Below are 23,607 nucleotides of genomic sequence, written 5' to 3'. Positions count from 1 at the left end.
GGTTAGCCTCCTGCAATGGCTTGGAAAAGAGAAATAGCATCGCCTTCATTGACGACCGTTTGTTGCCACTGACTACGCGGGATAACCGCATTATTGATAGCAAATACACAGCCCAGATCGGGTAGTGAAAGCGCTTGGATGATATCCGCTAGAGACGACGATTGTGCAACCTGTTCTGGTTGCTCATTGATAGAGATCGTTATGTTGCTCATTGGGTTTCTTCCTCTAAATAGTTAACTGTAGATGTGCAGCAAACGGGACATTCACTATCTTGAGTGACACTTAAGTTTTGCCAGTTCATCGTCTGACCATCAAACAGTTTGAGCTGATGTGTTGCGACTTGGAACTCGCCAGTACTAATGCGCTGAATCGCAGCCAGTGCTTGTAGGTTGCCTATGGTGCCAACGACTGGGCCGATGATGCCGCTATCGCTACAACGTGTCGTTTTCGGATGGTGACTGAACGGGAATAAACAGTGATAGCACCCTTTCTGCTTCTGATAATCAAAGACAATAAACTGCCCCTTCCAGCCAATCGCTGAACCAGAAATCAGAGGCGTTCTACTGCCGAAACATGCTTGGTTAACCTGCTGACGTGACTCAAAGTTGTCAGTACAATCCAACACCAAATCAGCAAGCATCACCTCAAGATCAAGTTGGCTTTGAGTCATTCGCTTATTGATGGTTCTCACTTGGCTTCGACCATTAAGCTCGCTCAGTTGTTGCTTCAGAGCTTCAACCTTAGGTGAACCTAATTGACTTTCCTTGAACGCTACCTGTCGTTGCAGGTTAGACGAATCCACACAGTCATCATCAACCAATACGATTTTCCCGATACCGGAAGCCACAAGATAGAGAGTTGCTGCATTACCTAAGCCACCACAACCGATGACCAACACATGGCTGTCTAGTAAATTGCGTTGCCCTTGCTCACCCACTTCAGGGAGTGCGATTTGTCGTTGATAACGAATGAATTCGAAATCACTCAGCATGACTTAGCTCCCGAGTTACCTCTTTAACAACACCTGAAGAACGGTCAGCCATTAATGCTTCGAAGAACTCAATCACTTGTTTTGGGTCTTCGACTAACGTAATCGCACGTACAACAGCAAGGCTCGATACCCCACAACTCCAAACCTGTGCAGCCGTCGACTGGTCAATTCCACCAATCGCAACCGTCGGATAACCGGTGAGTTCTTCTGTATATGGGATAGTATCAATCAGCTGCTGATAGAGAGATAAACGCACAAGCCCCTGAGGCTTCGATGGCATCTGCTTAGTGGTGGTTGGGAATATATGCCCCAGCGCAATATAGCTTGGGTTGATTTGCACAATACGTAGCAACTCGTAATAGCCATGAGTCGAGAGACCGATCTTAATACCAGCTTGGCTCAGTTGAGATAGGTTGGATTCTTCGATGTCCTCTTGTCCCAAATGAACACCAAAAGCATCATGCTTGAGTGCCAATTGCCAATAGTCATTGATAAAAACCTGAGCGTTGTGCTCTCTACCAAGTTCGATAGAACGTTCGATTTGTTGTTCTAAATCTACTTGCTGTGGGTTCTTAATACGCAATTGAACTGTGTTGATTCCAAGCTTGAGCAGCCTTTCGATCCACTCAACATCATCAACCACTGGGTATAGCCCTAGGCTACTCTTACTCAGTTCAGGGAATGAGAGTGATGTTCCTTGGTGCGCCCAACCAACACTAATATCCAGTAGCTCATCTTCGAGAACGGGAATAGGAAAGTTTTGATAGTTTGCTGGCCATGTTCCACGTGAAACATTAGATGCTGCGCGAGCCAAAACCAGTGCATCTTCTAATGGGAACTCCAATGCCAACAAAGTAACTAACCAAGCAAAGTGGCCACTACTATCTAACTCCTGATGAGCTGGAGTTTCATTCCTGATAGCACGATTAGCATCTAGCTGTGACCAGAGATCCAATACAGCTGAGTCATCTAAGACACCGATATAGATAGCATTCGGAGTTTGTTCCAAGGCACAGCGGATATCAGCTAGCGCCACTGAATGACTGTAATCAACGATATGATCAAGCTCACTTGAGCGACACTCCGCCAATGAATCAACATCATGAGCAAAACCAATAGATAACGCTTGCTGAGCATCAACGATGGAGAAGCATTGAGTTGGGCTTATACCCAACTCAACTGCATCGGTTGCCAAGCCTTGTCGCTTAGCAACTAATAGACAGCTTTGCACCTCTCCCGTTAGCTCAATATTTTGAGATGGGATAAGAATCTTCACTGTCATTATTCCTCTAATTGAGCTTCTTTTGCGCCTACTGCTGGGTGATAAAGTTCAGAGCCAGTATCACGGAACTCTTGTGATTTCTGACGCATCCCTTCCAACGGATTATCAAGCATCTTAATTTCTATAGCCTGATCAGCAGCCACTTGTTCAGTGTCTTTCGCGTACTCTCGAACTTCTTGAGAGATCTTCATTGAACAGAATTTAGGGCCACACATTGAGCAGAAGTGAGCAACCTTCCCCGACTCTTGCGGTAAGGTTTCATCATGGAAAGAGCGCGCAGTTTCCGGGTCAAGAGCTAGGTTAAATTGGTCTTCCCAACGGAATTCAAAACGTGCCTTTGATAAAGCGTTATCTCGGATTTGTGCACCCGGATGTCCTTTAGCCAAGTCTGCAGCGTGTGCAGCCAGCTTGTAAGTAATCAGGCCAGTCTTCACATCTTCTTTGTTTGGTAAGCCTAGATGCTCTTTAGGGGTTACATAACAGAGCATCGCACAGCCGTACCAACCAATCATGGCCGCGCCAATTCCAGAGGTAATGTGGTCATAACCAGGGGCAATATCGGTAGTCAATGGACCTAATGTATAGAACGGTGCTTCATGACAGTGCTCTAACTGCTCGTCCATGTTCTCTTTAATTAAGTGCATTGGCACATGTCCAGGACCTTCAATGATCACTTGCACGTCGTATTCCCAAGCAACCTTAGTCAACTCACCCAAAGTACGTAATTCGGAGAATTGAGCTTCATCATTGGCATCAGCAATCGAACCTGGACGTAGACCGTCACCTAATGACAGAGCGACATCGTACTTCGCACAGATCTCACAGATCTCACGGAAGTGGGTATAAAGGAAGCTTTCTTGGTGATGAGCAAGACACCATTTAGCGATGATAGAGCCGCCACGAGAGACAATACCAGTCACACGTTTAGCGGTCATAGGAACGTAGCGAAGCAATAAGCCTGCGTGGATAGTAAAGTAATCAACACCCTGCTCTGCTTGTTCAATCAAAGTATCGCGCATCACTTCCCAGTTAAGGTCTTCCGCAACGCCATTCACTTTTTCAAGCGCTTGATACATAGGAACCGTACCAATTGGTACTGGGCTATTACGTAAGATCCATTCGCGAGTCTCGTGAATATTACGACCGGTAGAAAGGTCCATCACGGTATCTCCACCCCAGCGAGTTGACCATACTAACTTCTCAACTTCTTCTTCAATCGAAGAACTTACTGAAGAGTTACCGATATTGGCGTTCACTTTAACTAAGAAGTTTCGGCCAATAATCATCGGCTCGGATTCAGGGTGGTTAATGTTCGACGGGATGATAGCTCGGCCTTCAGCGACTTCTTTACGCACGAACTCAGGGGTGATTTCTTTCGGCAGGTTTGCGCCAAAGTTATGGCCAGGGTGTTGGTGGTTCAGCTGCTCATCAGCAAACTTCTGACGTCCCATGTTCTCACGTATCGCAATGTACTCCATCTCAGGAGTAATAGTTCCCTGACGAGCATAGTGCAGCTGAGTAACACATTGATCGCCAGTGGCGCGACGAATTCTAGGCAGATTACCGTAACGAAGGTCGTCTAGAGTTTCATCTTCTAAACGCTCTTTGGTGTAGACAGAACTTACATCGTCTAACAGTTCTGTATCACCACGCTCTTCAATCCATTGCTCTCGTAACTTAGGAAGGCCACTGTAAAGGTCAATTTCGTGCATAGGGTCAGTATAAACACCAGAGGTGTCGTATACATGAATTGGCGCATTAGGTTCGAATACAGGATCTTTTTTGGTACCACCAACAAGGCTATCTGCTAGTGATATTTCTCGTACAGGGACTTGAATGTCCTCGCGAGATCCGTGGATGTAAGCTTTTTTTGAATTTGGATAAGGTTGCACGGATAAAGAATCAATGAAATTCTTCGCTTCCAGTCTTGCTTGTTTACGACTCGACATAGCATTTTTCCTTGGCTTTTAGCCATTATTTATAGGGATAAAAATGCTTGACGGATAAGATGCTACAAGAGGGATCACAGCAAGAAAATGCAGTTGTGATCTGGAGATAGATCTCTAGAAGGATTCTAGTTAGATATCTACTCTTGTTCCCTTCGCAGGTATTAGCCTGATCAGGTTCAACGGATCCCGAGTTAACGGTCTCAGCCATATGGCACTCCGACAAGTACGATCGAGTATATAAAAACGGCTTGGATAAACCAAGTCGAGTTGTTAACAAATCGTAAGAAAGTTTTAAGACTTTATCAGAAGTTGGAAGCCGATCCATGCGGCTGAAATACTGAGAACCACATTGAGCAGTACATTGAGCCCCATCTTGAAAAACGCACCCTGCTGCATAAGAAGCACGTTATCCATCGAAAACGTAGAAAATGTCGTCAGGGCTCCAAGGAAACCAAGACCGATAATTTGTCTCCACGGCTCCGTCGCAACCATCTCATTTTCAAACGCGGCGATGAGCAATCCCATAATCAGAGAGCCAATTACGTTAACAGTCAGCGTACCGTAAGGAAAACCACGCCCTAACATCACAACGCATAACTCTGAAATCAAGTAACGTGAACAAGCACCAAACGCGCCACCGATGGCGATAAAACCTAGAATAGATAACTGACCCATGAATCCTCCCAAACAATAATCCCTATATTCTAGCTTTAACGCCGATAAAAGCGAGGGTAGAAACTAAGAATGCATGCGCAAATATTAAACGTTACAGGTGTCACTTAACTTCAATATATCCCATCAAACCCGTTTTCATGTGTTCTATAACATGACAGTGATACATCCAGCGGCCAGGGTTGTCGGCTACAAATGCAGCTTTAGCTCGGCCATTTTTTCCAAGTAACACTGTATCGGTATGGAAAGGTTCTTCAACTTTCTTCCCGTCAAGTTCGAGTACTGTAAAAGTATGTCCATGAATATGGATAGGATGATGGTATTGAGTGACGTTCTTTAGATCGAATATATAGGTTTTTCCCAGATCTAAAGTCGCCAAAGGTTCAGGGATATTATCTTTGCTCATCCCCTCCCATGCTCGTTTATTAGTTAGCCAAAACTTAGGCATAGATTTTCCATCTTTGGATACTGGAGAAACCGCCCCTTCCCATTCAAATAAAAAGTCAATTTCTTCTGCATTAACCAAATCTAAGTTGGTCACAGGATTAAGGGGTAAAGAAGGTAGAGAGCGATTCTCAACAAGGGTTGAATCTACAACCTCGAACTCACACAAAGAGAAAGGAAAGCGTCCTTTCATTTGAAGGACGCTCACTCGCCCACCGGCTTTGGGTGCTATCAATCCAATATCCACTCGCATCCCTGGGCCAATTTTATGTTGAGTCAGTTTATAAGGCGTTTTTACAGGGTTACCATCAATGGCAATCACCCATGCCTCTGCCCCTTCGACAGCAATAGGGTAAGTGATCGTATTATCGACATTTGCGATACGCAGCCTGGTCGTTGCATGTTGTTTTAACTGATAGGCAGGCTCATGTATTCCATTAACGCTACTCCACTCTCCTGGCGTACCCATACGGGCACTGAGTCGTGGGATCATTAGATCTTTCCATTGGCCTTTCTTATCTATATGCCAATGCTTAAGCATCAGTGCGTGTTCTTCATCAAACGGCACTGGGATACTCTCCTCTACGATAATAAGACCAACCAAGCCCATACCAAGCTGTTTAACGCTATTCATATGTGGGTGATACCAAAACGTACCAGCATCTGGTGGCGTAAATTCATAAATAAATGTTTCACCAGGCATGATCGGTGGTTGGCTTAAGAAAGGTACTCCATCCATTCCGATAGGAATCCTTAAACCGTGCCAATGAATAGTCGTCGGTTCTGATAGCTTGTTGGTAAAACGGATTGTTACCTTCTCCCCCTGGCGACACCGAATCGTTGGCGCTGGAATCTGACCATTAAAGCCTAGAATATTAGTCTCAAACCCCGTCACGATTTCAGCGGTTGAAGGCTCTGCCGTTAGGTCGTAAACATACTTGCCTTGTTCATTAACCGACCGTTTCATTGAGCAAGCGGGCAGTACAGTGAGTGCAGATATAGCGAGAGATGATTGAATAAACTTACGACGGGAGATATCCATATTTGTTGCCTTTTAGTAATAACGACCAAAATGTAACAAAATATTGAGAACAGTTCTCATAAAGAAGCGTAGTTTGTGCTGTTGGTTGTTTATAAGAGAGGCTGAGATAAGTAAGCACTTACACTTTTAAGGTCAGGTTTTATTAAAAGTAGGAATTGTCGACTAAAAATCGAACAAATCTAAAGCAAAAAACAGAACTTCTGCTGAGGCGTAGATATGACAAGCTGGAGGTTTCAACTCCAACACGCGCTGTTTTGGTAAGTCGGGGGATCCGCTGCTCTGTTAATGGCGTATATTGGATTCAGAAAGCAAAAAGGCTCTAGCATTTCTGCTAGAGCCTTAAATATGGCAGGGGTGGAGAGATTCGAACTCCCAACACGCGGATTTGGAATCCGCTGCTCTGCCAATTGGAGCTACACCCCTAAAACTTTCATTACTTCAGATTCGAAAAAACCTCGCACTAGGCGAGGTTATCGAATAAGTGGCGGAGTGGACGGGACTCGAACCCGCGACCCCCGGCGTGACAGGCCGGTATTCTAACCAACTGAACTACCACTCCGCAGTGGAATACTTGTCGTCGCTGACAAGTGTTCAAATTTAAAGCCTGGCGATGTCCTACTCTCACATGGGGAAGCCCCACACTACCATCGGCGCTATTGTGTTTCACTTCTGAGTTCGGCATGGAATCAGGTGGGTCCACAATGCTATGGTCGCCAAGCAAATTTTAAAATTCGGAAAACTGATTTAAAAGTCTCTCTTCAAACTCATTCAAGCGTTTGGTATTTCTTTGAGTCCACAAAACCCCTTGGGTGTTGTATGGTTAAGCCTCACGGGCAATTAGTACAGGTTAGCTCAATGCCTCGCAGCACTTACACACCCTGCCTATCAACGTCGTAGTCTACGACAACCCTTTAGGACGCTTATAGCGCCAGGGAAAACTCATCTCAAGGCTCGCTTCCCGCTTAGATGCTTTCAGCGGTTATCGATTCCGAACTTAGCTACCGGGCAATGCCATTGGCATGACAACCCGAACACCAGAGGTTCGTCCACTCCGGTCCTCTCGTACTAGGAGCAGCCCTTTCAATTTTCCAACGCCCACGGCAGATAGGGACCGAACTGTCTCACGACGTTCTAAACCCAGCTCGCGTACCACTTTAAATGGCGAACAGCCATACCCTTGGGACCGACTTCAGCCCCAGGATGTGATGAGCCGACATCGAGGTGCCAAACACCGCCGTCGATATGAACTCTTGGGCGGTATCAGCCTGTTATCCCCGGAGTACCTTTTATCCGTTGAGCGATGGCCCTTCCATTCAGAACCACCGGATCACTATGACCTGCTTTCGCACCTGCTCGAATTGTCATTCTCGCAGTCAAGCGGGCTTATGCCATTGCACTAACCACACGATGTCCAACCGTGTTTAGCCCACCTTCGTGCTCCTCCGTTACTCTTTGGGAGGAGACCGCCCCAGTCAAACTACCCACCAGGCACTGTCCGTAATCCCGATTCAGGGACCAACGTTAGAACATCAAAACTACAAGGGTGGTATTTCAAGGACGACTCCACCACATCTAGCGACGCGGTTTCAAAGTCTCCCACCTATCCTACATGTAGGTTCAATGTTCAGTGCCAAGCTGTAGTAAAGGTTCACGGGGTCTTTCCGTCTAGCCGCGGGTACACTGCATCTTCACAGCGATTTCAATTTCACTGAGTCTCGGGTGGAGACAGCGTGGCCATCATTACGCCATTCGTGCAGGTCGGAACTTACCCGACAAGGAATTTCGCTACCTTAGGACCGTTATAGTTACGGCCGCCGTTTACCGGGGCTTCGATCAAGAGCTTCGACCGAAGTCTAACCCCATCAATTAACCTTCCGGCACCGGGCAGGCGTCACACCGTATACGTCATCTTACGATTTTGCACAGTGCTGTGTTTTTAATAAACAGTTGCAGCCACCTGGTATCTGCGACTCTCGTCTGCTCCATCCGCAAGGGACTTCACTGATAAGAGCGTACCTTCTCCCGAAGTTACGGTACCATTTTGCCTAGTTCCTTCACCCGAGTTCTCTCAAGCGCCTTGGTATTCTCTACCCGACCACCTGTGTCGGTTTGGGGTACGATTCCTTACAATCTGAAGCTTAGAGGCTTTTCCTGGAAGCATGGCATCAATGACTTCACTACCGTAGTAGCTCGACATCGTATCTCAGCGTTAGTAGCGGTCCGGATTTACCTAAACCACCCGCCTACGTACTTGAACCTGGACAACCGTCGCCAGGCCCACCTAGCCTTCTCCGTCCCCCCATCGCAATTGTAAGAAGTACGGGAATATTAACCCGTTTCCCATCGACTACGCCTTTCGGCCTCGCCTTAGGAGTCGACTTACCCTGCCCGATTAACGTTGGACAGGAACCCTTGGTCTTCCGGCGAGGGAGTTTTCACTCCCTTTATCGTTACTCATGTCAGCATTCGCACTTCTGATACCTCCAGCAGCCCTTACAGACCACCTTCAACGGCTTACAGAACGCTCCCTACCCCACATACCCTAAGGTACGTAGCCGCAGCTTCGGTGTATAGCTTAGCCCCGTTACATCTTCCGCGCAGGCCGACTCGACCAGTGAGCTATTACGCTTTCTTTAAATGATGGCTGCTTCTAAGCCAACATCCTGGCTGTCTGAGCCTTCCCACATCGTTTCCCACTTAGCTATACTTTGGGACCTTAGCTGGCGGTCTGGGTTGTTTCCCTCTCCACGACGGACGTTAGCACCCGCCGTGTGTCTCCCGGATAGTACTTACTGGTATTCGGAGTTTGCAAAGGGTTGGTAAGTCGGGATGACCCCCTAGCCTTAACAGTGCTCTACCCCCAGTAGTATTCGTCCGAGGCGCTACCTAAATAGCTTTCGGGAGAACCAGCTATCTCCAGGTTTGATTGGCCTTTCACCTAGCCACAAGTCATCCGCTAATTTTTCAACATTAGTCGGTTCGGTCCTCCAGTTGATGTTACTCAACCTTCAACCTGCCCATGGCTAGATCACCTGGTTTCGGGTCTAATCCTAGCAACTGTACGCCCAGTTAAGACTCGGTTTCCCTACGGCTCCCCTAAACGGTTAACCTTGCTACTAAAATTAAGTCGCTGACCCATTATACAAAAGGTACGCAGTCACACCACGAAGGTGCTCCTACTGCTTGTACGTACACGGTTTCAGGTTCTATTTCACTCCCCTCAGGGGTTCTTTTCGCCTTTCCCTCACGGTACTGGTTCACTATCGGTCAGTCAGTAGTATTTAGCCTTGGAGGATGGTCCCCATATTCAGACAGGATATCACGTGTCCCGCCCTACTCGTTTTCACTGATGATGAGATGTCGATTACGGGCTATCACCCTTTATTGCGGCACTTTCCAGAGCCTTCATCTGTCTCATTAAAAGCTTAAGGGCTAATCCAATTTCGCTCGCCGCTACTTTCGGAATCTCGGTTGATTTCTCTTCCTCGGGGTACTTAGATGTTTCAGTTCCCCCGGTTTGCCTCCTGTTGCTATGTATTCACAACAGGATACTTACTTATGTAAGTGGGTTTCCCCATTCAGGAATCCCAGACTCAAAAGGTTATTACTACCTAATCTGGGCTTATCGCAAGTTATTACGCCTTTCATCGCCTCTGACTGCCAAGGCATCCACCGTGTACGCTTAGTCACTTAACCATACAACCCGAAAGGGTTTCTATTTGCTTTCACTTTAAAAAGTGAAGACAAATAAGCGTATGGCAACTAACCAAGGTTTTTGGTTGTCATTAAGAAGGGTTAATTCTCAATGACTGTTTGCCGGACTCAATTGTGAATCAATGTAAACATTGATTCGAATACAAGACACTTGAATGTGTTTGTTGTGTTTATCTAATGAAAGATAAACATTGAGAACTTTTAAATTTGATTGAATTACTCGTAAGTAATCAATCAGTCAGCTTTCCAAATTGTTAAAGAGCAATGAGACTTCTTGTGAAGTTCATTTTCTAAAGACTCTCACAGTCGAAAAATCCAACCAGCGACATAAGAAGTGGTTTGGAGGTTTAACTTCCAAGAATATTTAGAGAATGGTGGGCGATACCGGGCTCGAACCAGTGACCCCCTGCTTGTAAGGCAGGTGCTCTCCCAACTGAGCTAATCGCCCACTAAAAGTTTTAATTCCTTCGTGGAGAAAGAATGGTGGGTCGTGCAGGATTCGAACCTGCGACCAATTGATTAAAAGTCAACTGCTCTACCAACTGAGCTAACGACCCAATGGTATCCCGTAGGGGAGTCGAACCCCTGTTACCGCCGTGAAAGGGCGGTGTCCTAGGCCTCTAGACGAACGGGACACTGCAATTCATCTCTACTTTTAAAAGTAGAAACAAACTTCGAAGAACTTGGGAGTTCTTCATCTCTTTGCTTTTCTAAACCTAATCAATCTGTGTGGGTACTCATCGTAAATATCTTCGTATAAGGAGGTGATCCAGCCCCAGGTTCCCCTAGGGCTACCTTGTTACGACTTCACCCCAGTCATGAACCACAAAGTGGTGAGCGTCCTCCCCGAAAGGTTAAACTACCCACTTCTTTTGCAGCCCACTCCCATGGTGTGACGGGCGGTGTGTACAAGGCCCGGAACGTATTCACCGTGACATTCTGATTCACGATTACTAGCGATTCCGACTTCATGGAGTCGAGTTGCAGACTCAATCCGGACTACGACGCACTTTTGGGATTCGCTCACTATCGCTAGCTTGCTGCCCTCTGTATGCGCCATTGTAGCACGTGTAGCCCTACTCGTAAGGGCCATGATGACTTGACGTCGTCCCCACCTTCCTCCGGTTTATCACCGGCAGTCTCCCTGGAGTTCCCGACATTACTCGCTGGCAAACAAGGATAAGGGTTGCGCTCGTTGCGGGACTTAACCCAACATTTCACAACACGAGCTGACGACAGCCATGCAGCACCTGTCTCAGAGTTCCCGAAGGCACACCTGCGTCTCCGCTGGCTTCTCTGGATGTCAAGAGTAGGTAAGGTTCTTCGCGTTGCATCGAATTAAACCACATGCTCCACCGCTTGTGCGGGCCCCCGTCAATTCATTTGAGTTTTAATCTTGCGACCGTACTCCCCAGGCGGTCTACTTAACGCGTTAGCTCCGAAAGCCACGGCTCAAGGCCACAACCTCCAAGTAGACATCGTTTACGGCGTGGACTACCAGGGTATCTAATCCTGTTTGCTCCCCACGCTTTCGCATCTGAGTGTCAGTATCTGTCCAGGGGGCCGCCTTCGCCACTGGTATTCCTTCAGATCTCTACGCATTTCACCGCTACACCTGAAATTCTACCCCTCTACAGTACTCTAGTTCACCAGTTTCAAATGCAGTTCCGAGGTTGAGCCCCGGGCTTTCACATCTGACTTAATGAACCACCTGCATGCGCTTTACGCCCAGTAATTCCGATTAACGCTCGCACCCTCCGTATTACCGCGGCTGCTGGCACGGAGTTAGCCGGTGCTTCTTCTGTTGCTAACGTCAAGAGATAGCGCTATTAACACTACCCCCTTCCTCACAACTGAAAGTACTTTACAACCCGAAGGCCTTCTTCATACACGCGGCATGGCTGCATCAGGCTTTCGCCCATTGTGCAATATTCCCCACTGCTGCCTCCCGTAGGAGTCTGGACCGTGTCTCAGTTCCAGTGTGGCTGATCATCCTCTCAGACCAGCTAGGGATCGTCGCCTTGGTGAGCCATTACCTCACCAACTAGCTAATCCCACCTAGGCATATCTTGACGCGAGAGGCCCGAAGGTCCCCCTCTTTGGCCCGTAGGCATTATGCGGTATTAGCCATCGTTTCCAATGGTTATCCCCCACATCAAGGCAATTTCCTAGGCATTACTCACCCGTCCGCCGCTCGACGCCCATTAACGCACCCGAAGGATTGTTAGTGTCGTTTCCGCTCGACTTGCATGTGTTAGGCCTGCCGCCAGCGTTCAATCTGAGCCATGATCAAACTCTTCAATTTAAGATTTTGTGACTCAACGAATACTGACTTCAAAACTAATATTTACCGAAGTAAACATGTAATTCTAAAGCTATTACCATTCCAACAGAATGGTAATGAATTGACTGTGCCAAATAACCGAAGTTATTCGTATTGGTCACTCAGTTCATTGAAATCATTTTGATTCCGAAGAATCTGTTTTATCTAACGATAAAACGTTTTGATATTCATCAACGAGTGCCCACACAGATTGATAGGTTTAAATTGTTAAAGAGCTTTTCCTTTTTGAGCTTCGCTCAAATCGGACGGCCATTTTAGCGATTTAAGTTTTAGTGTCAACCACTATTTTCAAAACTTTTTTCAAGCGCTTAGCTTGGCTAATTTGACCTGCTGATTCGTTTTGGTTTCTTACGAAGCCATCCCGTGTCAGCGAGGTGGCATTATAGAGATTTCGATCACACTGGCAAGCCCTTTTTGAAGTTTTTCTCGTTTTTTTATTCGTTCGATTAAAAAGAACTCAAAACGCCTCAAAAGTAAGCTTTTCTCTTACATCTCTTGTAGTTTCTTAGAGAATAAAGAGACTTTTTCCCAGTTTGTGTACTCAACTTCCTTGGTTGTATCCGTTTCTCCACCGGTCATATTCATAATGAAGCGAATCATGGTTTTATCGAACCAGTTATAACGTGGGTAATAGAGGGCACCAGCGAATACACCGATTAGAGTCGGCTGCCATGGAGACTTAAGAAGAAACTTCTTAATATAAGCGCTACCTTCAGGGGTATCTTTACCTTGGTCTTCTTTACGAGCCGTTAAGTTAACGCAGAAGAAAGCGACCTTGTTTGATTGCAACTGAGCAAGGTTGGCATCAATGAACTGATATAGCTTCTTATTAAGGTGGCCATAACGAATAGATGCACCAATCAAAACTCTGTCGTATTGAGCAAAGTCGACACTAGTAACAGTGTGCAGATCTTGAAGCTCACATTCGAACTCATTCATTTCTTCTTTTATATAGTTCAAGATTTTCTTGGTCTGCCCTTCACGGCTTGAATACAAAAATAGAGCTTTTGCCACAATGTTGTCCTTAGCTACGCCAAAACGTAGGGGTCAATAAAATTAATAAGGTGAATATCTCTAAACGACCAAACAGCATAGATACGATCAACACCCACTTAGCCTTGTCATTCACATCGCCGAAGTGCATTGCCACTTCACCTAAGCCAGGGCCAAGGTTATTCAATGTTGCCGCTACGGCAGAGAAAGCACTCAGCTCATCCATACCGGTTGCAATAAGAGCCAACATACAAACCACAAAAACCAAGGCATAAGCAGAGAAGAAGCCCCAAACCGCATCCACGACACGTTGTGGTAACGCAGAACCGCCAACCTTGATGGTATAGACAGCACGCGGGTGAACAAGACGCTTCATTTCACGAGCACCTTGCAGAGTAAGCAATAAGATTCGAATAACTTTCATACCACCGCCCGTTGAACCTGCACAGCCCCCTATAAAAGAAGAGAACAGGAGCAGAACAGGTAAGAACAATGGCCACTCGGAGAAACCAGTGGTGGTAAAGCCTGCTGTCGTAGATATAGATACTGTTTGGAACAAGGCTTGATCAAAGGCATCGTAATACGAGTCATAAGAGTGGTGATTAAGCAGTAATAAGAAACAAACCAAGAACAAGACCGCCTGAATAAAGATAAAGGCGCGGAATTCAGGATCTTTCCAGTAATACTTAGGGTGCACACCACCAGAAGCAAACGCAGCAAAGTGAAGCGAATAGTTACATGCAGAAATAAGAAGGAATACGACCGTAATCATATTGATAGCCGGGCTGTTGAAATAACCCATGCTCGCATCGTGAGTCGAGAAGCCACCAATCGCAATAGTAGAGAAGCTATGACTGATGGCATCAAAGAAGCTCATACCCGCCAACCAAAACGCCACTGCACAAGCAATGGTTAAGCTCAGGTAGATGTACCAAAGCGCTTTTGCCGTTTCAGCAATACGCGGAGTCATCTTGCTATCTTTTACTGGACCCGGGATTTCAGCACGATATAGCTGCATACCACCGATACCCAGAACAGGAAGGATGGCTACCGCCAATACGATGATACCCATACCACCAAACCATTGTAGGAACTGACGGTAAAACAGAATCGCTTTAGGCAGATCATCAAGGCCAACAATTACAGTCGCACCTGTCGTAGTTAATGCAGAGAAGGATTCGAAGAAAGCATCGGTTACCGACACATTGGGGTTATCGGCGATCAAAAACGGCAGCGCACCCGCACTACCGATTACCGTCCAAAACAGAACTACAATCAAAAAGCCATCACGCGCTTTCAATTCATGCTTATAACGTCGGTTTGGAAACCAGCAAGTTGCTCCACAGAATAAGAGGACGAAGAAAGTCGTCACAAATGGCACACCCGCACCATCTCGATAGATCAGTGCGACGAGCGCAGGAGCAAGCATTGATACACTAAAAAGTGCTAATAATAATCCGACGATTCGAATAATTGAGCGAAATTGCATGAGCTATTGAACGAAGCGAAATGCTTCACACTTCCTAGTTGTCTTTGACTTTCGTTACCAGTGCCTTAGCACCGCTTTTATTGATCATGGTTTGGGTAAACGAATCTACCTGAAGGAGCTCTATTTCAATAATAAGCTCAACTTGAACACCATAATCCGCTTGGACCTCAACAGCCTGATGCTGAGCCATGATGGATTGTGCGATCGGCACAAAGCCATAGTCTAACTCTAGCCGTAATTTTGTGGTTATTTTTTTCTCGATAGTTTGAAGCAGCTTGAGAGCTTGTTGTACGCCACCACCATAAGCCTTAACCAAACCACCGGTACCAAGCTTGATTCCGCCAGAATAACGAGTGACCACAGCCGTTAATTCACCGACTCCAGAACCAGACAGTTGCGCCAAAATCGGCTTACCCGCTGTACCTGAGGGTTCACCATCATCACTGAAACCCCAAAGCATTGAGTCTTCAGGTCGACCAGCAACAAAACCCCAACAGTTATGTCGTGCTGAAGAATGCTCTTTTTTCACCTGTTCTACGAACTGTTTTGCAGCTTCTACACTTGGAGTATGAGCAAGATGCGTAATAAAGACGCTCTTTTTTATCTCTTCTTCAAACAGAGCCGACGCAGAAGGTATTAAATAAGGCTGTTCATTCATATCGTTAACTTAGTTAATAAGAGCGACGAAGTGTATCACGCGTGAATAATAAGGGTTAGAGGATCTGTGCTATCGCACAATGTTAAACAATTGTTTAAAAAATGTATTGAAATTAATCAAGCAGAGGTACAGACTAAGATAACTGGTCTTACCAGGTACTCTACAATAATAGAAAGATAACAAGATTCTCTCAAACAATCGTGGATTGTATGTCATGGAGATAGACAATGATTTACCAAGCTAACACCCTACAGGTAAAGGAATTACAAGATGGTATTGCGGAATTAAGCTTCTGTGCACCAGCCTCTGTAAACAAACTCGACCTTGCTACTTTAGAATCACTAGACAAAGCGTTAGATGCTCTTAATGCTCACGCAGGATTACGTGGTTTAATCTTAACTTCAAACAAAGACGCGTTCATTGTAGGCGCAGACATCACTGAATTTCTTGGCCTATTTGCTAAGCCAGAAGCAGAACTTGATGAATGGTTAAGATTCGCTAATTCAATCTTCAGCAAGCTCGAAGACCTTCCTGTCCCAACTCTTTCAATGATGCGTGGCCATGCCCTTGGCGGCGGCTGTGAATGTGTACTCGCTACTGATTTCCGTATCGGTGACAAGACCACCAGCATTGGCCTACCTGAAACCAAACTTGGCATCATGCCTGGTTTTGGTGGTTGTGTGCGCCTACCTCGTGTTATCGGTGCTGACAGCGCAATGGAAATTATCACGCAAGGTAAAGCATGCCGTGCCGATGAAGCGCTTAAAGTTGGCTTGTTAGATGCGATTGTTGAAACAGACCAGTTACTAGAGTCGGCAATCAACACCGTTTCTCTGGCTGCTAATGAAAAATTAGACTGGCAATTACGCCGTAAACAAAAAACATCAGCGCTTTCACTAAGCAAACTCGAAGCGATGATGAGCTTTACCATGGCGAAGGGCTTAGTTGCTCAAAAAGCAGGGCCTCACTACCCAGCTCCGATTACTTCTGTGATTGCGATTGAAGAAGCAGCACGTAGCGATCGCGATGCAGCACTCGACATCGAACGTAAACACTTCGTTAAGCTAGCAAAATCTGAAGAAGCGAAAGCACTGGTTGGCCTGTTCTTAAATGACCAATACATTAAAGGCTTAGCAAAACAGGCTGGTAAATCTGCGAATAAAGCGACTGAACGTGCTGCGGTACTTGGTGCTGGCATCATGGGCGGCGGTATTGCTTATCAGTCAGCATTGAAGGGCGTGCCAGTGATGATGAAAGACATCACACAGGCGTCTCTTGATCTTGGTATGAACGAAGCTTCTAAGCTGTTGAATAAACGCTTATCACGCGGTCGCCTAGATGGATTCAAGATGGCAGGTATTCTGTCTTCTATTACCCCAAGCTTACATTACGCAGGTGTTGAACAATCCGATGTGATTGTGGAAGCCGTTGTAGAAAACCCTAAAGTAAAAGCAGCAGTGCTGAGTGAAGTTGAAGGTCTCGTGGGTGAAGATACAGTTCTTACATCAAACACCTCAACGATTCCAATCAACCTGTTAGCGAAATCTCTAAAACGCCCAGAAAACTTCTGTGGCATGCACTTCTTTAACCCTGTACACCGCATGCCTTTGGTTGAAATCATCCGTGGCGAACAGACTTCAGAAGAAACCATTAATCGCGTAGTCGCTTACGCCGCGAAGATGGGCAAATCCCCTATCGTTGTTAACGACTGCCCAGGCTTCTTCGTTAACCGTGTACTTTTCCCTTACTTTGGCGGTTTCAGCATGTTGCTACGTGACGGCGCTGATTTCACTAAAATCGATAAAGTGATGGAACGTAAATTCGGTTGGCCAATGGGCCCAGCATACTTGCTAGACGTTGTGGGCCTAGATACAGCACACCACGCACAAGCCGTAATGGCGCAAGGTTTCCCAGAGCGTATGGGCAAAGAAGGTCGTGATGCGATCGACGCGCTTTATGTCGCTGAAAAATACGGCCAGAAGAACGGCAGCGGTTTCTACACATACAGCGTAGACAAACGCGGTCGTCCTAAGAAGACCTTCTCTGAAGACATTCTTCCTATATTGGCTGACGTATGCCAACAGCCACAAGATTTTGATGACCAGACAATTATCCAGCGTGTGATGATTCCAATGATCAACGAAGTGGTGCTTTGCTTAGAAGAAGGCATTATCGCGACACCGCAAGAAGCGGATATGGCACTGGTTTACGGTTTAGGCTTCCCTCCATTCCGAGGCGGCGTATTCCGCTACTTAGACAGTGTGGGTATTGGTAACTTCGTTGAAATGGCGAAAGGCTACCAAGACTTAGGTACAATGTACCAAGTTCCTCAACTATTGCTTGATATGGCAGCGAAGGGCGAAAGCTTTTACGACAGCCAACAAGCCAGTTCTCTGTAACCCACATTTGGAAAAGGAATAGCAAAATGAAAAATGTAGTTGTTGTTGATTGCCTTCGTACCCCAATGGGACGTTCCAAAGGTGGAGCTTTCCGTCACACTCGTGCTGAAGATCTGTCGGCACATTTGATGAAAGGCATTTTAGAGCGCAACCCAGAAGTAAACCCTGTCGAAATTGAAGACATTTACTGGGGCTGTGTACAACAAACGCTAGAGCAAGGCTTCAACGTTGCACGTAACGCTGCCTTGCTTGCTGGTCTACCGATTGAGATTGGTGCGGTGACGGTGAACCGTTTATGTGGGTCATCTATGCAAGCTCTGCATGATGCAACTCGCTCTATCATGGTTGGCGATGCTGAAATCTGTCTGATCGGTGGTGTGGAACACATGGGCCACGTACCAATGAACCATGGTGTTGATTTTCACCCTGGCATGTCAAAACACGTAGCGAAAGCGGCCGGCATGATGGGTCTAACCGCTGAGATGTTAGGTAAAATGCACGGTATTAGCCGTGAAGACCAAGATGCATTCGCAGCACGCTCACATGCTCGAGCTCAAGCAGCAACAGTTGAAGGTCGTTTCAAAAATGAAATCCTGCCAACCGAAGCTCACGCTGCAGACGGTTCTCTGTTCACTCTGGATTACGACGAAGTCATTCGCCCAGAGACAACAGTTGAAGGCTTATCTCAACTGCGTCCTGTATTTGACCCAGCAAACGGCACGGTAACAGCAGGTACTTCATCAGCTCTGTCTGATGGTGCTTCTGCAATGCTTATCATGAGCGAAGAGAAAGCTAACGCACTTGGCCTTAAGATTCGTGCTCGCGTGAAGTCTATGGCTATCGCTGGCTGCGATCCTTCAATCATGGGTTACGGCCCAGTACCAGCAACCCAAAAAGCACTTAAACGTGCAGGCCTAACCATTGAAGACATGGGTGTGATTGAGCTAAACGAAGCGTTTGCTGCTCAATCTCTACCTTGTGCTAAAGACTTAGGTCTACTGGATGTGGTTGACGAGAAAGTTAACCTTAACGGCGGTGCGATTGCTCTTGGTCACCCACTAGGCTGTTCTGGTTCTCGTATCTCGACGACGCTAATCAACCTGATGGAAGCGCAAGACGTGAAATACGGCTTGGCGACCATGTGTATTGGTTTAGGCCAAGGTATTGCAACGGTATTTGAACGCCCATAGCGTTTACTGACTGTAATACTTGAAGGGTAATCTTTTGTGCAGCTATATTTATATAGCTGCACTTTTTATTACTTGGCATCCAACAATGCATCGATTGCGTTCAGCGGACTCAACGAGAGAAAAAACCAACCCTGACATCTATGCACAAAACGCATATATTCAATGTTGATGTTTCATTATTTTTTCTCGGATGATTCAACTAAAGTTACTTCAGTTTCCTAATATTCCTCCACGGAGCAGATCATGTTTAAAGCACTTGTACTAAACCAAGAAGACAAAAAAACTATCGCGTCAGTTTCTCAAATTGAAGAGTCTCAATTACCAGAAGGTAACGTGAAGATCGATGTTAGCTACTCTTCTTTGAACTACAAAGATGGTTTGGCGATTACAGGTAAAGGGCGCATTGTTCGTAACTTCCCTATGGTTCCTGGTATCGACCTTTCAGGTGTGGTTTCACAATCTGATGATCCACGCTACAAAGCAGGCGACGAAGTTGTTCTAACGGGTTGGGGTGTTGGTGAAGGTCACTGGGGCGGCATGGCTGAGAAAGCGAGCCTAAACGGTGATTGGTTAGTTCCAATGCCAGCAGGTCTAGACGCTAAGAAAGTCATGGCGATCGGTACAGCAGGCTTCACAGCAATGCTTTGTGTGCAAGCTATCGTAGATGCAGGCATCAAGCCAGAAGACGGTGAAATCCTAGTAACAGGTGCAAGTGGCGGCGTAGGTAGCGTATCTATCACTCTACTAAACCAACTGGGCTACAAAGTGGCAGCAGTGACTGGCCGTGCTTCTGCAAACGGTGAACTACTTAAATCACTAGGCGCTACACGCATTGTAGAACGTGCTGAACTAGAAGAACCAGCTAAGCCACTAGAGAAACAACTGTGGGCTGGCGCTATCGATACGGTAGGCAGCAAAGTGCTTGCGAAAGTATTGGCTCAAATTGATTACAACGGTGCGGTTGCAATGTGTGGTCTAGCAGGCGGTTTTGACTTACCCACTACGGTAATGCCATTCATTCTGCGTAACGTTCGCCTACAAGGTGTTGATTCTGTAATGTGCCCTCGTGAAAAACGTATTAAAGCGTGGGAACAACTGGCTGAGCTACTACCAGAATCTTTCTACGCTCAAGCAACCAAAGAAGTGTCTTTAGACGGTGCAATTCAAGCAGCAGAAGACATCACTAACGGTCAAATCACTGGTCGCGTAGTCATTAAACTATAGATTCTCAAACATAAAGTTATCAAACCTTAAGCAACAGCTTTAGGCTTGGATAACCCAAAACAACAAAGGGCTGATTTTTATCAGCCCTTTTGCGTTTTTGTCATTCGGGTCAGTGAACCCGGACTCAGCCCCGGTTAACCCAAACCGACATCCGCAATCCGTTTTTGAATCAACTCACCACACTCTTCTTTTACCACTCTTCTTAACCATTGTTGTGAAGCAGAAGAATCGCAACGCGAATGCCAGATCAGTGAGTAATCAAACGGCATGAATTCAAATGGTAATGGCTTAACAACCAAGTCATAACGCTCAGCCACCAAATAAGCCAAGTCAGCAGGTACAGTAATCACCAACGGCATTCTATCGACAATCGCCAATGCAGCTTCAAGGTGATAAGCACGCAACACCATTTTGCGAGGCTGTTGATTGGCTAACGCGTTGTCTAATAAAGCCTTAACACCATCACTGATCGCAATCATCGCATGTGGGAGCGAAACATAGTCTGCAAGGCTTAAAGGTTGATCGGCTAATGGATGGTTTTTAGATAACAGACACGACACACCAACCGGCCCCAATACTTCTTGATGAAGTGGTGCAATGCTGCCACTCGGACGACAGATCGCCATATCAACACGTTCGGTGCTGAGTTGCTTAAACAAATGCTCATGCTGCAACGGAGCAAACTCCAAAGAGATATTCGGTGCTTGTTCATAAATCTTCGGCAACGCATAAGGCAAGATGGTTTGCATCGCATAGTCGGTGGTTGCGATCAGAAAACGTTCGCTGCAATAGTAAGGATCAAAGTCACTCGGACTCAGCAATTGGCGAAAAGACTCCAAAGGCTGATCAATACGCAGGCTGATCTCGAGTGCTTTCTTGGTAGGAATAAGGTGCTGACCTTGGCGTGTAAACAGCGGATCGTTTAGTAACTCTCTTAAACGCCCTAATACTCGACTGGTTGCGGATTGGCTTAAGTTAAGACGAAGTGCGGCCTGGCTTACGCTGCCCTCTTCAATCAATACCTTTAAAGCGACCAATAAATTAAGGTCTCTACGATAGATGTCTTCTAATTCCACGCCACTTACCTAGCTGTATACGATTGCCATTAGTCATTAAGTTGTTTATAGCATGCTTTAGATAAAAAAAATCCCGCAATTACGCGGGGAAGCCCAAGAAAATTTGGGGATAGTGTCGGAATGTTGTCGTATCGGAATTCGCTTGCTGTATTCGGGTTAGTGCTCTTGCTCTTCGGCTATGCCTTGCCAACGGCGCATCTCTACCCAAATACCAATAATCGTTGCTACTATGCCAAAAATAGGCATCAGTGAGGTCTCTGTCGATGAGCGTAGTACTAACGCACAAAAAGAAATAAAACAGAGAACCGAATAAATTGTTAATCTATCTAATCCTGTCAACATCGCCACTCCTTAGCTAGTTGCCTTTGCTTCAAGTTGTTATCAACTTGTTAACTAAGCTATAGGAAATGATTCTGTTTGCCAAGCACTTATTGCATATTTTTTCTGCAGACGTATTATTCACTCGTTAGATAGATATAGAGATACAAACCATGACATTCAAACCTGAACTGGCAACCCATACTTTAGAAGCTGAAGGCCTGCGTTGCCCGGAACCAGTAATGATGGTCAGGAAGACAATTAGAAACATGCAGGATGGCGATGTGTTACTGGTAAAAGCTGACGATCCTTCGACAACTCGAGATATTCCGAGCTTTTGTCGATTCATGGATCACCAGTTGGTAGGCCAAGCGACAGAAACGTTGCCTTACCAGTATTTGATCAGAAAAGGATTGGAGGCGTAACGCCCCACCGACTATCAAGTATCAAAAAAGCCGCTCGTACCTTATGTTCTTAAACAGAACTCAGAGTACGAGCGGCTTTTTGTTTATTCGCTTCTAGACTTGTTTTGCAGATGCTCGAGCTGATGCTGAATTTCTCGGATATCTTTGCGCATCGGAATAATATGCGCGACCCGAACCCAAGCTTCTACTGCAAGCGCAGTCATGATGATGGCACCCGCGACCATTGGCAGCCACATGTCCGTCAACACCATGCCTAATAGTGTAAGTGCAAGACCAAAGGTAAAAAGATAACTTTGGCTTTGTGGAGTAATACCCATATAACGCGTCAACATAATCATGCCCTCGTGTTCTTAACTCACAAGATTAAAATATCATGACAAGTATGACAGTTATATGTCCATTCGCTCGATAAACCCCACAATACTGTAAGAGTATGACCTACAACACATTACTCTACTGATTGAGTATAATAAGACTCAATACCACCTGTTAATAGAAAGCCGCAGCGATAGCTAAACCCACGAATAACAAGGCTGTAATCTTACGAATCAGATCAAGAGGCATCTTATCCGCAGACAGTTTACCGATGATCACCACAGGCACATTCGCCAGCAACATACCGATCGTAGTACCCAGAATCACCCAGGTTAATGCATCAGAATATTGAGCCCCTAGAATAGAGGTCGCAATCTGGGTTTTATCACCGATCTCAGCAATGAAGAAGGCGATGAAACTGGCGACAAACGGGCCTCGATTCGAGATCTGCTCATCGTCATCCAACTTATCCGGAATCAGAATCCAGCCCGCCATAGCGATGAAACTGACCACCAGCACCCACTTTAATACTTCAGGTGAAAGATAGTCGGCGACCACAACCCCGAGCCATGCAGCAAGGGCATGATTGGCAATGGTGGCAAAGAAGATAGCCGCAATGATAGGTATCGGTTTTCGATATCGACTGGCTAATAAAAGGGATAGCAACTGGGTCTTATCACCGATCTCGGCTAAGGCGACAGTTGTAATTGAAATTGCTAAAACGCTCACGACATGCTCATTTGGGATGGAGATTATTATATTTAACCAAAGACAAACCTCGCGCCCCATCCCGGTTCACGATGCTTGTCTAAGGTCTTGCTAAGCGCCACCAAGGTGGTGGTTGCCTCGAACGCCATGATGATTTTGCATCAATTATGTTGACGAACGAACTCATTCAATAGGATATGAATAAGTAAGCTACTCCCCAAAGACCGCGAGATTTTAATCACCCACGCTTTCAAACACAAGTGTCAAACTTATCAAAATATCCACTTGTGCCGAAAAACAAACATTAAAGGCAAAAAAATCCACTAAACGACATTTTAGACCACTAATTAAACAAGATTACCCCTACTCGCTTT

Annotated in this window: 17 protein-coding genes, 5 tRNA genes, 3 rRNA genes and 2 riboswitches; of the genes, 4 read left to right on the top strand and 21 right to left on the bottom strand. The window is 46.0% G+C overall.

The genetic code is table 11. The features are described 5' to 3' along the window. Positions 1-2 precede the first annotated feature (2 nt). The 17 genes from thiS to OCV19_RS00090 form a co-directional block, all read right to left on the bottom strand. Positions 3-212: a sulfur carrier protein ThiS gene (gene thiS, locus OCV19_RS00170; RefSeq protein ID WP_050649864.1), complete on the bottom strand. Its 210-nt coding sequence runs from the start codon at positions 210-212 to the stop codon at positions 3-5. After that, on the bottom strand, positions 209-991 hold the full coding sequence (locus OCV19_RS00165; protein ID WP_065677096.1) for a HesA/MoeB/ThiF family protein: 783 nt from the start codon (positions 989-991) through the stop codon (positions 209-211). Before OCV19_RS00165 ends, thiS begins: the two co-directional genes overlap by 4 nt. Beyond that, on the bottom strand, positions 981-2,273 hold the full coding sequence (locus tag OCV19_RS00160) for a thiamine phosphate synthase (RefSeq protein ID WP_065677095.1): 1,293 nt from the start codon (positions 2,271-2,273) through the stop codon (positions 981-983). The genes OCV19_RS00165 and OCV19_RS00160 overlap by 11 nt, the downstream gene beginning before the upstream one ends. Beyond that, the gene (gene thiC / locus OCV19_RS00155) at positions 2,273-4,222 is read right to left on the bottom strand and encodes a phosphomethylpyrimidine synthase ThiC (protein WP_017098568.1); all 1,950 of its coding nucleotides are present in this window, start codon (positions 4,220-4,222) and stop codon (positions 2,273-2,275) included. Before thiC ends, OCV19_RS00160 begins: the two co-directional genes overlap by 1 nt. Positions 4,223-4,352: 130 nt before the next feature. Next, a riboswitch (TPP riboswitch) is annotated at positions 4,353-4,451 on the bottom strand. A gap of 62 nt (positions 4,452-4,513) precedes the next feature. Beyond that, a complete protein-coding gene (gene crcB, locus OCV19_RS00150) occupies positions 4,514-4,897 on the bottom strand; it encodes a fluoride efflux transporter CrcB (protein ID WP_004736665.1) in 384 nt (127 codons plus the stop codon). A gap of 100 nt (positions 4,898-4,997) precedes the next feature. Continuing rightward, positions 4,998-6,380: a multicopper oxidase family protein gene (locus OCV19_RS00145; RefSeq protein ID WP_065677094.1), complete on the bottom strand. Its 1,383-nt coding sequence runs from the start codon at positions 6,378-6,380 to the stop codon at positions 4,998-5,000. 346 nt (positions 6,381-6,726) lie between these two features. Beyond that, positions 6,727-6,803, bottom strand: a tRNA-Trp gene (locus OCV19_RS00140). 59 nt (positions 6,804-6,862) lie between these two features. After that, positions 6,863-6,939, bottom strand: a tRNA-Asp gene (locus OCV19_RS00135). Between the two features lie 43 nt (positions 6,940-6,982). Continuing rightward, positions 6,983-7,098, bottom strand: a 5S ribosomal RNA gene (rrf, locus tag OCV19_RS00130). A gap of 98 nt (positions 7,099-7,196) precedes the next feature. Further along, positions 7,197-10,076, bottom strand: a 23S ribosomal RNA gene (locus OCV19_RS00125). Positions 10,077-10,466: 390 nt separating this feature from the next. After that, positions 10,467-10,542 (bottom strand) — tRNA-Val (locus OCV19_RS00120). Positions 10,543-10,575: 33 nt separating this feature from the next. Next, positions 10,576-10,651, bottom strand: a tRNA-Lys gene (locus tag OCV19_RS00115). Between the two features lie 2 nt (positions 10,652-10,653). Then, a tRNA-Glu gene (locus tag OCV19_RS00110) sits at positions 10,654-10,729 on the bottom strand. A gap of 122 nt (positions 10,730-10,851) precedes the next feature. Then, a 16S ribosomal RNA gene (locus tag OCV19_RS00105) occupies positions 10,852-12,399 on the bottom strand. Together the 16S, 23S and 5S rRNA genes with 5 tRNA genes alongside form the textbook arrangement of a ribosomal RNA operon. Before the next feature lie 525 nt (positions 12,400-12,924). After that, positions 12,925-13,452, bottom strand: a complete 528-nt coding sequence (hemG, locus tag OCV19_RS00100) for a menaquinone-dependent protoporphyrinogen IX dehydrogenase (RefSeq protein ID WP_050622176.1) — start codon at positions 13,450-13,452, stop codon at positions 12,925-12,927. Between the two features lie 10 nt (positions 13,453-13,462). After that, on the bottom strand, positions 13,463-14,920 hold the full coding sequence (locus tag OCV19_RS00095) for a TrkH family potassium uptake protein (RefSeq protein WP_017077285.1): 1,458 nt from the start codon (positions 14,918-14,920) through the stop codon (positions 13,463-13,465). Positions 14,921-14,954: 34 nt separating this feature from the next. Next, a complete protein-coding gene (locus tag OCV19_RS00090; RefSeq protein ID WP_017058823.1) occupies positions 14,955-15,578 on the bottom strand; it encodes a YigZ family protein in 624 nt (207 codons plus the stop codon). Between the two features lie 227 nt (positions 15,579-15,805). On the opposite strand from OCV19_RS00090, the gene fadB reads away from it, so the two are divergent. The 3 genes from fadB (at position 15,806) to acuI (ending at position 20,391) form a co-directional block, all read left to right on the top strand. Then, positions 15,806-17,977 carry a fatty acid oxidation complex subunit alpha FadB gene (gene fadB / locus OCV19_RS00085; protein ID WP_065676908.1) on the top strand — a complete coding sequence of 724 codons (2,172 nt, stop codon included), beginning with the start codon at positions 15,806-15,808 and terminating at the stop codon, positions 17,975-17,977. 26 nt (positions 17,978-18,003) lie between these two features. Beyond that, a complete protein-coding gene (fadA, locus tag OCV19_RS00080) occupies positions 18,004-19,167 on the top strand; it encodes an acetyl-CoA C-acyltransferase FadA (protein WP_017058821.1) in 1,164 nt (387 codons plus the stop codon). Between the two features lie 243 nt (positions 19,168-19,410). Next, positions 19,411-20,391, top strand: coding sequence for an acrylyl-CoA reductase (NADPH) (gene acuI / locus OCV19_RS00075; protein WP_060983442.1), 981 nt, complete (start codon positions 19,411-19,413; stop codon positions 20,389-20,391). A 134-nt stretch (positions 20,392-20,525) separates the two neighbouring features. On the opposite strand, the gene OCV19_RS00070 is transcribed toward acuI, so the two are convergent. Together OCV19_RS00070 and OCV19_RS00065 are read right to left on the bottom strand one after the other, a co-directional pair. Continuing rightward, positions 20,526-21,467: a LysR family transcriptional regulator gene (locus OCV19_RS00070; protein WP_065676907.1), complete on the bottom strand. Its 942-nt coding sequence runs from the start codon at positions 21,465-21,467 to the stop codon at positions 20,526-20,528. Between the two features lie 156 nt (positions 21,468-21,623). Further along, positions 21,624-21,809, bottom strand: a complete 186-nt coding sequence (locus tag OCV19_RS00065) for a hypothetical protein (protein ID WP_004736674.1) — start codon at positions 21,807-21,809, stop codon at positions 21,624-21,626. Positions 21,810-21,958: 149 nt separating this feature from the next. Here OCV19_RS00065 and tusA point away from each other — a divergent pair, with 149 nt between their 5' ends. Continuing rightward, positions 21,959-22,210 (top strand): sulfurtransferase TusA, encoded by a 252-nt coding sequence (gene tusA, locus OCV19_RS00060; RefSeq protein WP_004736675.1) that lies wholly within the window; start codon positions 21,959-21,961, stop codon positions 22,208-22,210. Positions 22,211-22,293: 83 nt separating this feature from the next. On the opposite strand, the gene OCV19_RS00055 is transcribed toward tusA, so the two are convergent. Both OCV19_RS00055 and OCV19_RS00050 read right to left on the bottom strand, forming a co-directional pair. Continuing rightward, positions 22,294-22,548, bottom strand: coding sequence for a hypothetical protein (locus tag OCV19_RS00055; RefSeq protein WP_081230732.1), 255 nt, complete (start codon positions 22,546-22,548; stop codon positions 22,294-22,296). A 151-nt stretch (positions 22,549-22,699) separates the two neighbouring features. Beyond that, positions 22,700-23,254 (bottom strand): TMEM165/GDT1 family protein, encoded by a 555-nt coding sequence (locus tag OCV19_RS00050; protein ID WP_017055491.1) that lies wholly within the window; start codon positions 23,252-23,254, stop codon positions 22,700-22,702. Positions 23,255-23,288: 34 nt separating this feature from the next. Continuing rightward, positions 23,289-23,464, bottom strand: a riboswitch (yybP-ykoY riboswitch). Between the last annotated feature and the right edge of the window lie 143 nt (positions 23,465-23,607).

Origin of the sequence: Vibrio celticus (assembly GCF_024347335.1) — a bacterium.
Taxonomy (GTDB): domain Bacteria; phylum Pseudomonadota; class Gammaproteobacteria; order Enterobacterales; family Vibrionaceae; genus Vibrio; species Vibrio celticus.
This window is presented reverse-complemented; position numbering and strand designations above follow the sequence as displayed.